Origin of the sequence: Hydrocoleum sp. CS-953 (genome assembly GCF_002260545.1) — a bacterium.
In the GTDB taxonomy this organism is placed as follows: Bacteria; Cyanobacteriota; Cyanobacteriia; order Cyanobacteriales; family Microcoleaceae; genus Trichodesmium.
Genome location: NZ_LGSU01001421.1, coordinates 1 through 12,712 on the forward strand (window position 1 = coordinate 1; position 12,712 = coordinate 12,712).

Here is a 12,712-nt window from a genome sequence, read left to right on the forward strand (position 1 = left end):
GGTTAGGTTTTTTCCCACATTTTCAAGTTAGATGCTCTACTAGAGTTACTTTTGGCTTTTGACTTTTAACTTTGATAGAGTTGACTAATATCAAGTGCTTAACCGCAAACTTGGATTTGAGATTGCTTCCCTGTAGGTAACAATGACAAAAATATGTTGTCGATCGCCTCGGATGAAAGTACGTTGCAGGTATTTAATTAAATAATGGAGAGTGGATTAGAAAAATTTTCTCTAATTATCAATTATCCACAGGACTTACGCATTAGAAACGAGTTTTGGGCATCTGAGATTGCTTTCCTGACGGAATGCTCCGCAAACGCTGTCGCTCGCAATGACAAAATAGGGTTGTTTTGCGTAATTCCTGTAATCATGTATTATCCATTCAACAAATGCTTAACCGCAACATAAGAATTAGTCACTTCTATCAAATAGGGTTCTAAATGTTTATGTACAAACTGCAGCATCGCCGGATTTTCCTGTGCTACCGCGAACAAACAGTAAGGCACCGTACTGTCCACTTGACGCAGGATAGACTGGGATAATAAAGAAATTCCCCGTCCTAACCGTTGAAACTTTTTGTCCACAAACATCGTCGAATAACGAATCGCATCAGTAGCGACTCGGTGAGTTACCATCCAACCGACTAATTGAGTTTCATAACGCAACCCCAAACTGTTCAAGGGTTCAGCAGGAGNCGAACAAACAGTAAGGCACCGTACTGTCCACTTGACGCAGGATAGACTGGGATAATAAAGAAATTCCCCGTCCTAACCGTTGAAACTTTTTGTCCACAAACATCGTCGAATAACGAATCGCATCAGTAGCGACTCGGTGAGTTACCATCCAACCGACTAATTGAGTTTCATAACGCAACCCCAAACTGTTCAAGGGTTCAGCAGGAGTATTGCCAAAGGGACTCAAGGAGGTTGGATAGTCCAAAGTTTCAATCTGTTTTTGGTCTGCATTTGTTAATTCACTCCAAGGAAAAACAGTAAATTTATTCGGTAGGGGATATTTCTGCAACCAAGGGGCAAAAGATAGCTTCTCGGTGCTGGTTTTCGCCAATAAAAAGTTGATTTGTGGCGATCGCCAGTTTTGATGTTTCAATAAAGGTTCTAAGGCTAAACTGGTTATAGCACTGGATTTATAACTCAACTTTATTTGTCTACAACCCAAACCAGTTAACCCCATTTCCAGAGTCTTGATTAAACCTGTCCCAATTCCCTGATGGCGATAATCTGGTAAAACAAACAGAGAAATCACTTCCGCTTCTGGGGGTGTCTGGGGTTGGGTTACTAATATCTCTGCCAACACCAACCCCACTTTTTCCCCTGCTACCTCAGCAAGTAACCCCACTAACTGTCCTTTGGGTTGTTGACGACTCCACCTGGTTTGGATTTTAGGAAAACTCAAATGGTTGTAAGACAGAAACTGTTCAACGGTTAAATTCTGTAGGGGTTGATATTGAACAGTGGGTTTCTCTGAAACGGACATCTCACCAATAGGCGATTGTATCCATTTATTTCTCTGGCGGAACTCTCCTTGAATTTGAGGAGGTNCGCTTCTGGGGGTGTCTGGGGTTGGGTTACTAATATCTCTGCCAACACCAACCCCTCTTTTTCCCCTGCTACCTCAGCAAGTAACCCCACTAACTGTCCTTTGGGTTGTTGACGACTCCACCTGGTTTGGATTTTAGGAAAACTCAAATGGTTGTAAGACAGAAACTGTTCAACGGTTAAATTCTGTAGGGGTTGATATTGAACAGTGGGTTTCTCTGAAACGGACATCTCACCAATAGGCGATTGTATCCATTTATTTCTCTGGCGGAACTCTCCTTGAATTTGAGGAGGTTGCCACTGTAACTTTTGCAAAATTGGTTCTAATGCTACCTCAGTTAGCTTATTGCTTTGATAAGTAATAATTAACTGGTGACAGTCATTTTGTTTGAGTTCTCGTTCCAAATAAATCAGTAATTTAGTCCCAATTCCCTGACTCCGATACTCTGGCAACACCAGCAATGAAATAATTTCCGCCCTTTCGGCGTCCATTCGTTCGGCGATCGCTAATCCTACTAAAGAACCTGCCACCGCTGCCGAAATCCCTAAAAGTTCCCCTTTAGGAGGTTGAACTTGCCAGCGTTTCTGTAAACTTGGATAAGTTAAAGCATCGTAATCAACAGCATTACTGGTATTGAGCTGATAAACCCGTTGATATTTAATCCCGCTCGCTGGTTTTGGCTGTTCTGAAGCTTGAGGTAAACCCGCTACAGGTGGTGCTTGGCCCATACTGGGGCGTTTGACAGTGGGTTTCGTAATCACAACTCCCCCAGAATTAGGAAAAGTAACCAACCGTTGTAGATCGTCCCCTTGTAACCCCAAAGCTTCGGGTTGACGGACTCCAGGCANTGATAAACCCGTTGATATTTAATCCCGCTCGCTGGTTTTGGCTGTTCTGAAGCTTGAGGTAAACCCGCTACAGGTGGTGCTTGGCCCATACTGGGGCGTTTGACAGTGGGTTTCGTAATCACAACTCCCCCAGAATTAGGAAAAGTAACCAACCGTTGTAGATCGTCCCCTTGTAACCCCAAAGCTTCGGGTTGACGGACTCCAGGCAAAACCACAATATCAAATAGTTCTTCTACAGTTTGACCAATATATACCCACTCAACTACTTGTCCAGTGGTTAAATCAATCACCATTACCCCACAATGGGAAGTATTTCCCTCTGCTTTCAGACGTTCTTCTAAAGCAAGTCCTGTAAAAGTAGGAGAACGTAGTTTAGATAACCCTACTAGGGCAAAATTTCCCCAAAAAGCCAATCCTCTGACAAATCCTGGACAAAAAGTTATGGGGACAAATTCACCACGCTCCACATCTATATATCCCAATTCTCCCATTCCCGAATTAAGTAACCAAAGTTTCCCCTGGTACCAGCGAGGAGAATGGGGCATCGATAAGCCTGTGGCAATAATTTCATTCCGTTCAACATCCATAACCACACCCCCATCTCGCCGATGGTTACGCCATCCTGCTGCCGTATCAGTAGCACTACAAGCGGTGACATAAGCAGGTTTGCCCTCTACCATGGCCAAACCATTGAGGTGACAACGATCTTCTGCTACCAATTTGGAAATAAAGGACGGTTGCCAGAAGGGGACAAAACTATAGTCTGGACTAAGAGTGGCTAAACAACTAAAATCTGTATTGACAAAAATCACATTTTGTGCATTATCTATCACCACATCATGGACATTTACATCTCCTGTAGTGTGTGCCGTCCGAGGAATATAGAGGCGATCGCTCTCTCCATATTGTTCTCCCTTCTCCAACAGATTATCAAAATGCCAAAGTTGGTAACGGGTACTCATGTAGAGTCTTTCCCCGTCTGCATACAGTCCCATAGGTTTATCGAATAGTCGTTCATGGAACTTTAGTCGCCCATTGGTTTGACAACTGATAAAAAATAGGCGGTTGGATTGATAGGTGGTAAAAGCGAGACTGAGATTGTGTTTGACAAGCCAGGCAGCAAATTGGGGAGATGTGGTAATCTCAAAGCTAGAAGTTTGAGCATTGGGTTTAGGGAGTTGAGTCACTACTGAGAATTAAAGGGATATTTAGGCATTTTCTGAGTGCTGACGTAATTAGGACACGCGCAAGATCAAATCAACCATGCAAAATTCAACAAAATCTATGACAGAGTTTGAGCATTTATAAGTGTTCTAACCATTTGAAATCACGATTATATTCCACCCCCCCCTACTGTCAAGAGCATTTCGCCAATTTCATCAAATTTTCAGATAACCATGAAAATTCCCAGATCAACTTCATCAAATCTTCATAACTATTACTACATCTTATGGCTAAGATTGCGATCGTTTATATTTAATTAAAATTATTGAAAGGGGGGGTTTATAATTAATAATTAATAATCGCTTTGTTGAAATAGCGTTCTTAACATCCATTCCACTTTGGTTCGCATATCAAACGCGCAGTAAGTGCGGCAGCTATATCGCTCTGTTTCGCGATTATTGATGTTCTATTCATCTATTGTACAATAGTTAGGGTTTGCTGATTCGCTTTCATAGAGCGATCGCGATTATTGATGTTCTATTCATCTATTGTCCAATAGTTAGGGTGTACCGATAAAGTATCAAAACTTTTACCTGTAAAGGTTTCAGCCTTTTTATGTCTCAGATTGATGTTTGATTCATCTATTGTACAATAGTTACAGCAGTTTCCGCGCATTATGAAGTACATATATATATGCACAAACAAGTGCGGCAGCTATATACTTTCATGCAACAAAGCCATTAATAATTAATAATTACCAGAAAAAGAGGGCATACACCTCCCCTTTTAAGGGGATGAAAAGATATTTAACTCAGTATTTCAAGCCTCCGACTTTAGTCGGGGGTTCGCTGATAACTGATAACTGAAATGACCTCTGGTTCAAACTGAGAGATAGTACGCAAGTATGACTGTTTGTAAAAGGAATATTAAATCTAGGCGTAGTGGACTGTTTCAACTAAAATAGTGCATTAGGGAGTAGGGTCGGAGGGGAGTAGGGTTGGAGGGGAGAAAGATTGTTGTTGGGTCTCAGAACGAAACCCAACCTACTAGAGCGACTAAAATTTAACCAGAGGTAATTCTCAATTCTCAATTTAAGGAAGGTCTGCAACTTCCTTACGGGAGAAAAATTGTTGTTGGGTTTCGTTCTGAGACCCAACCTACTAGAGCGACTAAAATTTAAGCAGAGGTAATTCTCAATTCTCAATTATAAATTTAAGCAAGGGAGGTTGTATGCAGTTTCCTTACCGGAGAAAGATTGTTGTTGGGTTTCGGTCCCTCAACCCAACCTACTAGAGCGACTAAAATTTAAGCAGAGGTAATTCTCAATTCTCAATTCTCAATTCTCAATTCTCAATTCTCAATTCTTGAAAATAATTATGGTGAATTCAAAAGAAATATACGATTTGTTGTTGGACTATGGGAACACTAATACTTCTATCAAAGAAATATTAATCGGTTTAACCTGGACTCTTTGTGAAACTGAAAGTATTGGTTTATGTATGAGTCCGGGTACGGTTACACGCACATTACCTTGGTCGGGAACTCTGGTAAATAAACCTGTAAAAGAGTTGGCATCCTGGTTGCGGTCTTGGAATAGTTTTGAAGCAACTGTGGGAATGGCAGCTATTAATGCAGAGATAAATGGGCGATCGCCACTTCCGACTCAAGCAGAACCTTTATCTCCTTATGGACCAGGAAATTTGGCAGTATTTGAATATTTTCTACCAATGATTCGTGGAAAAAAAGTGGCTATTATTGGTAGGTATCCTAGGTTGTCTCGTTATGAGAATGAGATGGAAATGACTGTCATCGAACGGCAACCGGGAGCGGACGACCTTCCCGACACAGCATCAGAATATTTATTACCGGAGGCGGAATGGGTATTTTTGACAGCGACTTCTATTGCTAATAAGACTTTTCCTCGGTTAGTGGAGTTGGCGAAAGATTCTCAGTTAGTTTTGATGGGTCCAACTATGCCTTGGTTAGCAGATTTAAAGGAATTTGGGATTAATTATTTGGCAGGAGTTACTGTTAGTAATACTGAAGCTTTAAGACAAACTGTTGCTGAAGGTGGAGGGGTAAGAATTTTTGAAACTGGTGTGCAATATCAAGTGTTGAAATTGTAGTAAATTATATCAAATACGTTGACTTTGGAGTTGGGATATTCTAATTCTAAAAGAGGTAAAAAAAACTTTGGTAGGTGTTTGGTCTCCAAACCCGTTTACCGATAATTTGATAATTTCATAGTGCTTTAGGGCAATTTATTAACTACCGAAGGGTGGAAGAAGGAAGAAGTTTGTAGGTTGGGTTGACGCAGGAAACCCAACAGTTTTGTTTGGAGACCAAACCCCTACGAGGCATCAATTTTACCGATAATTTCAGAATTTCATTTAACAACAAGCAATAAGGTTTTATTTTTTGGGTTGCGCTGTCGCTTAACCCAACCTACTATCAAGAATTATTTGATTGTGCTGAAGTAAATAATGTTTGCCAAAATAAGGATTTATCATTATCAGGAATTTCGTTTTTTCCTGCCTGATTAATTATCTCAAAAGTTTGGTTAATTGTACAGTCTAATTTCAGAGCTTCTACACAAGCTTCAGCAACAATAATTCTACTGGTTTCACCGAGTAATTTATCTCCTTGACCAATAATAATTTTTTGACGATTTCCACTTGTTGCTTTGATTAATGTATTCAAATCGTAAGAAGTATAAGGACCATCTGTTAGTCTACCTGGTCTAATAATTGTGTAAGGTAAACCAGAACTTTTTAGCAGGTTTTCTGCTTTGAATTTACAATCTAAAACTCCAAATAAATTGAGAATTTTATAAGGAAATTGGTCGGAACGTTCAACACCTACGGAAGAAACTAAAATAAATCGTTTTAAATTAGGAGGCATCACANAAGTATAAGGACCATCTGTTAGTCTACCTGGTCTAATAATTGTGTAAGGTAAACCAGAACTTTTTAGCAGGTTTTCTGCTTTGAATTTACAATCTAAAACTCCAAATAAATTGAGAATTTTATAAGGAAATTGGTCGGAACGTTCAACACCTACGGAAGAAACTAAAATAAATCGTTTTAAATTAGGAGGCATCACATTAATTAAGTTTTGATTGCCTAAATAATCTGTGTTTTTGGGGTCGTTATTTCCCAACCATCTAGTTGAAGGAAAAGCTGTAGTTCCGAGACAAGAAATTGCAGCATCTATTTGTTCATTTGCCAGAGATTTTTCTAAGGATTTTTGTTCACGAACATCTCCTATAAAAATTTTAATATTTGCCGAGTTACCAAATAATTTTTTGGCTTTTTCCATATTTCTAACTATGGCAATAACTTGATAATTTTCGGCAATTAATTTGGCAACTACGATTTGACCGACTCCCCCTGTTGCACCTAAAACTAGAATATTTGCTATTTGATTTGGTTCTGGAGTTTGTTGTTCTGTTATATTGTTGTTATTCATATATATCAGTTTTGATATGCAATCCTAAATGAGTTGTGAAAAAAACTGTAGGGGTTTGGTTTCCAAATCCCCTTTTAGCTTGGGTTTGGAGACCAAAACCTTACGATACTAACATTTTTCCCCTCGGTTTGGAGACCAAACCCCTACAATACTAACATTTTGGCTTGGGTTTGGAGACCAAAACCTTACGATACTAACATTTTGACTAGGGTTTGGAGACCAAACCCCTACGATAAAANAGACCAAAACCTTACGATACTAACATTTTTCCCCTCGGTTTGGAGACCAAACCCCTACAATACTAACATTTTGGCTTGGGTTTGGAGACCAAAACCTTACGATACTAACATTTTGACTAGGGTTTGGAGACCAAACCCCTACGATAAAATTTTACAATATAAGTACGGATTGCTATAGTCGTTATTATATTAATAAAGTAATTTTTTGAGAGTGATATAAGTCTTTTTATTGAAAATAAATTATGCTGGTAGAATTAGATTGAAAAGTTAATCTGAACGAATAAACGAAATATGAATAACTTGAAAAAATATCTCATAAATTATGCTTTTACTTCTCTATATTTATTAGGCTTTAATACAGTTGTCCTAGCTGTTACCCCTAAAACAAAAATTGTGCCAACTCCAAAATATCAACTGGCTCAAACTCCTGTTGGTTATTGTACAGTATCAGACCCAACTGATTCACCTCTAAATGTTCGAGAAAGACCAAATGGCGAAGTAATTGACACCCTAGAAAATGGTGCAGTTGTTGCTATTGGAGTTACTGATGGTAGTGAAGGTGAAAATTGGACAAGAATTATTCGCCCAATAGAGGGTTATGTATGGGCAAAATATTTAACAGATTGTAAATATAAGTATTGAGGGAGTAGGTAGGGACGTTGCATGCAACGTCCGTACAGAATAGAGGGGAATAATTGATGATTTCTCTGCTAAAATAAACTTTATTTTTGATTATTTGAGAGGTCTATTAGATTAGAGAAATTTTTGGCCGATATTTCTGAGAAGTTGTACATACTTTTCAAAATTGTTCTACTCTAGTTTATGTACCTAAAAATATAGAGTTGTAATAATATGCCCAGAACTCAACGTAATGATAATTTCATTGACAAATCATTTACAGTAATGGCAGATTTGATTTTGAAAGTCCTACCAACAAATAATCAAGCTAAAGAGGCTTTTGCCTATTATCGTGATGGAATGTCGGCACAAGCTGATGGAGAATATGCTGAAGCTTTGGAAAATTATTATGAGGCTTTAAAATTAGAAGATGACCCTAATGACAAGAGTTATATTCTTTATAATATAGGTTTAATTCATGCTAGTAATGGGGAACATGATCGAGCATTGGAATATTATCACGAAGCTTTAGAAAATAATCCCAGAATGCCTCAAGCTTTAAATAATATTGCTGTTGTTTTTCACTATAGAGGAGAACAGGCAAAAGAAACAGGTAATTCAGAAGAAGCAGATAGTTGGTTTGATCAAGCTGCGGAATATTGGAAACAGGCAATTAGTTTAGCTCCTAATAATTATATTGAAGCTCAAAATTGGTTGAAAACTACTGGGCGTTCAAATAAAGAAGTATTTTTCTAATTAATTACGGAGTAGGGAGTAATTTACCAATGGATAATGGATAATGGATAATTGANGGTTTTAACCAGAGGTAATTATCCATTATTCATTATCAATTAATGAAAAGGAGGGAAAAGGAGGGAAATGTAGATAAAATTTTGGGGGAAAAGTGGATAAGGAAATAAAAATGCCTCCAAATTAAAACTTAAATTTAGTCATCTATCACGCCAGAATTTTATAGTTTTGAAAATAGGAAAAGTTACTGATGATAATAGACAATGAACAAGTGCGCAAAGTTGCACATTTAGCTAGATTAGAACTCAAACCAGAAGAAGAAGAAATATTTACTACTCAGTTAAGTAGTATTCTGGAATATGTTGAACAGTTGAGTGAGTTAGATACAGAAACAGTACCTCCTACTACTAGGGCAATTGATGTTAGTAATATCACTCGTGAGGATCATTTGGAACCTTTTCCTAACCGAGAAGAAATTCTCTCCTGCGCTCCAGAACAAGATGGGGACTTTTTTAAAGTTCCTAAAATTATGAGTGAAGAATAAAAGCTCAAATATCAGGGCAGCACATTTGTGTTTGCCCCTATTAATGAAACTGTGCTAAACGACGTAGCACCAAATATTCCCAACTAAAAATCGAATACCCATAGCCTTGTTGTTTGACTGCTTCAACCTGTTTTTGCACTGTATTAAGTGAGAAAGGAAGAACATTCCAGGTTGCTGAGATACCAACTCCAACTGGCACATAATAAGAAGCAGTATAAATACCAGAATTTGATAAACTTGCTACCACCGCTTCTGGTGTTGGACGATAAACCTGCAATACCACTTCATCTACGATACCTTGTTCTACCCACCACAACCAATCTTGATTATATTTCGAGACAGCAAAGTTGTAAGGATTAGGTGAAACGCTAACCACCATTTGAGGATTTTTAGCTTTGATGTGATTATACACCTTTTGGGTTAAGCTGGTTAACGCTTGACGTTGATTACTATTACCAAAAGCTTTAGGAACCGCCCAATGATCGTCTAATTGAATTCCCTCTAACCCTTTGATTTTGAGGATATCATCTATGTGACCTAAGATATATTCTTGAACTTCTGGATGAGTTGGATCTAGCCAGACATTTCCACCTTCTATAGTTTCCCCTTCTGCTGTTTTTAGCAACCAATCTGGATGTTTATTAGCAATAGCATTTCCAGGATAAAGCATCATACCATATTCAAACCAGGCATAAGGCTTTAATCCTTGACGGCGAGATTCTTGAACCGCTGCTTTAAGAGGATTAGTCAAAGGAGGACGCAATAGAAAGTGAGTATAACTGTGAGAAGTTGGATAGAGCGTTCCTTTTAAGCCATAAACACTGAAATAAATACGGTCATATCCTGAGAGAGACAGGTGATGTAGAATTTCATCTAAGAATGTAGTGTGATGTAAAAATGCTGTGGCAATATTGGTCATCCAAATTCCCTGCATCTTTTCTTTGACTACAGGAGAACGAGGAGACGCATGATTAGTCGCTACCAACAATAAGCAAACCCCTATGGCAATGGGTAACCATCTGAAGAACTTTTTGATGATTCTTTTCATTAGACATCTCCGGAAAGTAAGCTTTACTCTTACAGCACTTTTGAGGATGGTGAGGTACATTTCAATATCTTTGTAACACATCCTTCCAGGATGTAACAAGCAGGATGCTTGTGTTACCAGGATTACTCAACAGAAAATAAAATTTTGTACCTCACTAACTCCAAAACTGCTGTAATTATAATTACAAAGGTTTGAGATTAATTTTCGGAGAAGTCTATTTTGAAGTTAAGTTTTTCTGAGTTGGTGTTTAATTGCGAGCTGAATTTTTTTGTTTCTACAACACCCTCAATACACTAGGAATGCTATCAATAATATCTAATGATTGAATTTCTTCTAATGCTTGCCGGAAGTTTCCTTCTCTGACATCATGGGTGACAACAACTATTTCTGCAAGTTGCTCCTGTATTCCTGTTTGTACAACAGATTCTAAACTAACATCATGCTTACCGAAACAAGTACCAATTTTACCAATGACACCTGGATGATCTTTGGTAAGGAAACGGGCATAAAATCTGGTGACAAGTTCTGTCATCAGTGCTGTTTCACAATAATGTTGATGAGTACAACTTAATAATGGGTGGGGAATAGGTTCCGTTTCTGTTTGCAGAATGGCAGCAATACTCAGAATATCGGAAACAACCGCACTCGCAGTCGGACCCTCACCCGCACCAGGGCCAAAAAACATAACTTGTCCTATGGGTTCTCCTTCAATGAGAATGGCGTTGTAAACATCGTTGATACTAGCGAGGGGATGAGTTTTGGGAACGAGGGTAGGATGTACTCTCAATTCTAGCTTTTCTGCGGTCGAGTTAATACTGTTGGGGTCGCGCTTGGCGATCGCTAATAATTTAATTACAAAGTCTAGTTTGTCAGCATAGGCAATATCTGCTGCTGTTACTTGACGAATACCTTCGCAGTGAATATCTTCTAATTTTATGAGACCACCAAAAGCAAGGGAAGCAAGAATAGCGATTTTATCTTTGGCATCCAACCCTTCCACATCAGCAGTGGGGTCTGCTTCTGCGTAACCTAACTTTTGAGCATCAGCGAGAACATCTGCAAAGTCTGCTCCTTCTTTTTGCATTTTGGTAAGGATGTAGTTGGTAGTTCCGTTGACGATACCAATAACAGAATGAATGCGATTAACTCCCAGAGACTCTTTGAGAGGTTGAATGACTGGGATACCCCCACCCACTGCTGCTTCTAACATGACGTAAACACCTTTTTTGTTAGCTGCCTCAAAAATTTCTGGACCGTAACGAGAAATGACAGCTTTGTTAGCAGTGACTATATGTTTACCATGTTCTATAGCTTTGAGAATCAGACCTCTTGCTGGTTCCAACCCACCGATGAGTTCTATTATTATGTCTACATCTGGGTCAGTAGCGATCGCCTCTAAATCTGTTGTTAAAATATCTGGAGATAAATTAATATCTCTAGTTTTGGATATATCGCGCACTCCCACTCGGTATATCTCCAGTTCCTGAATTAAAGGATGGCGACCTTGTGGGGATAGCAAAATTTTTGCTGTCCCTGTACCGACTGTTCCTAATCCCAACAAACCGATTTTGAATCCCACGATTGTTAACCTGTCCTGAATAAATTTTTGACTAAGGTTCAGCCATTATAGCTGAATATTATTTAATTTTAACAGATAACTTGAACAAAAAAAATAGTCTATCCTGGAATAATATTATCTCTAGTTAGAAAGTAAGTATTCAGCTATTAGCCGTCAACTCTCAGCAATAAAAATTAATGAAGCAAGTATTCATTTAACTTCTACCACATTTTCAAATAATTCTTATATAGAATCCGGGTAATTAGTTATCGTATCGCTCTAGTCCTCAGTCCTCAGTCCTCAGTCCTCAGCAGAAAGAAAAGATTTGAATAGCATGAGTTTTTCAATTCCTATTCATGCTTAACATCTGTATTAAGAGAAAGTAATTTTGCAATTACTTTATAACCGGATTTTATATTAGAAATTTCTCAATTGCTTTTTCCTTAATTTAAAGGTAATATACCTGTTAGCTGACTGCTGAATGCTTACCTTAGAAATAAATATAGGACTAAAGCCATGAGAACTCAGAAACCCGGTTTCTCGTAGACGTCTATTGTTCATGCGCAATGATTTACCGTAGAAACCTGGTACGAAAGTGCGTAAGTCCTAAAATATTTATTATTCAAATGGTAGTTCAAGTTATGACAGTAAGCAGTAAGGTAGAAGTTTGAATAGATTTTCTCTGGGAACACACAAGAGGAAAGAAAGGTTAATTTTCAACTATGTCTTACTATCTGTACCAATTGTTGTATGTTTGATTACTTAACTAATTAATTCTGACTTCTATTTTTGTCTGGAAATATTTATTATTCAAATGGTAGATCAAGTTATGAGAGTAAGCAGTAAGGTAGAAGTTTGAATAGATTTTCTCTGGGAACACACAAGAGGAAAGAAAGGTTAATTTTCAACTATGTCTTA

Annotated in this window: 7 protein-coding genes and 4 pseudogenes; 4 read left to right on the forward strand and 7 right to left on the reverse strand. The window is 38.3% G+C overall.

Annotated elements, in window-relative coordinates; genetic code table 11:
* Positions 1-695: 695 nt before the first annotated feature.
* The 3 pseudogenes from AFK68_RS46880 to AFK68_RS29045 all read right to left on the reverse strand — a co-directional run.
* Positions 696-1,494, reverse strand: a pseudogene (locus AFK68_RS46880) (GNAT family N-acetyltransferase); the annotation flags it as partial.
* A 65-nt stretch (positions 1,495-1,559) separates the two neighbouring features.
* A pseudogene (locus AFK68_RS29040) lies at positions 1,560-2,285 on the reverse strand (GNAT family N-acetyltransferase); the annotation flags it as partial.
* 120 nt (positions 2,286-2,405) lie between these two features.
* Positions 2,406-3,592 (reverse strand): annotated as a pseudogene (locus AFK68_RS29045) (TIGR03032 family protein); the annotation flags it as partial.
* A 1,353-nt stretch (positions 3,593-4,945) separates the two neighbouring features.
* On the opposite strand from AFK68_RS29045, the gene AFK68_RS29050 reads away from it, so the two are divergent.
* Positions 4,946-5,695, forward strand: coding sequence for a DUF364 domain-containing protein (locus tag AFK68_RS29050; protein WP_210407669.1), 750 nt, complete (start codon positions 4,946-4,948; stop codon positions 5,693-5,695).
* A 325-nt stretch (positions 5,696-6,020) separates the two neighbouring features.
* Here the strand turns inward: AFK68_RS29050 and AFK68_RS40130 are convergent, their stop codons facing one another.
* Together AFK68_RS40130 and AFK68_RS46885 are read right to left on the reverse strand one after the other, a co-directional pair.
* Positions 6,021-6,470, reverse strand: a complete 450-nt coding sequence (locus AFK68_RS40130) for an NAD(P)H-binding protein (RefSeq protein WP_246844529.1) — start codon at positions 6,468-6,470, stop codon at positions 6,021-6,023.
* Positions 6,471-6,475: 5 nt separating this feature from the next.
* Positions 6,476-7,037, reverse strand: a pseudogene (locus tag AFK68_RS46885) (SDR family oxidoreductase); the annotation flags it as partial.
* Between the two features lie 530 nt (positions 7,038-7,567).
* On the opposite strand from AFK68_RS46885, the gene AFK68_RS29060 reads away from it, so the two are divergent.
* From AFK68_RS29060 to gatC, 3 genes are all read left to right on the forward strand, one after another.
* Positions 7,568-7,918 (forward strand): SH3 domain-containing protein, encoded by a 351-nt coding sequence (locus tag AFK68_RS29060; protein WP_094677296.1) that lies wholly within the window; start codon positions 7,568-7,570, stop codon positions 7,916-7,918.
* Positions 7,919-8,128: 210 nt separating this feature from the next.
* Complete coding sequence (locus tag AFK68_RS29065; protein ID WP_094677298.1) at positions 8,129-8,650, forward strand: photosystem I assembly protein Ycf3; 522 nt, start codon at positions 8,129-8,131, stop codon at positions 8,648-8,650.
* Between the two features lie 247 nt (positions 8,651-8,897).
* Complete coding sequence (gene gatC / locus AFK68_RS29070) at positions 8,898-9,188, forward strand: Asp-tRNA(Asn)/Glu-tRNA(Gln) amidotransferase subunit GatC (protein ID WP_094677306.1); 291 nt, start codon at positions 8,898-8,900, stop codon at positions 9,186-9,188.
* Between the two features lie 40 nt (positions 9,189-9,228).
* Here gatC and AFK68_RS29075 read toward each other — a convergent pair whose 3' ends face one another.
* Positions 9,229-10,236 (reverse strand): glycoside hydrolase family 10 protein, encoded by a 1,008-nt coding sequence (locus tag AFK68_RS29075; RefSeq protein ID WP_094677300.1) that lies wholly within the window; start codon positions 10,234-10,236, stop codon positions 9,229-9,231.
* A gap of 274 nt (positions 10,237-10,510) precedes the next feature.
* The gene (locus tag AFK68_RS29080) at positions 10,511-11,815 is read right to left on the reverse strand and encodes a homoserine dehydrogenase (protein ID WP_094677302.1); all 1,305 of its coding nucleotides are present in this window, start codon (positions 11,813-11,815) and stop codon (positions 10,511-10,513) included.
* Positions 11,816-12,712: the final 897 nt, after the last annotated feature.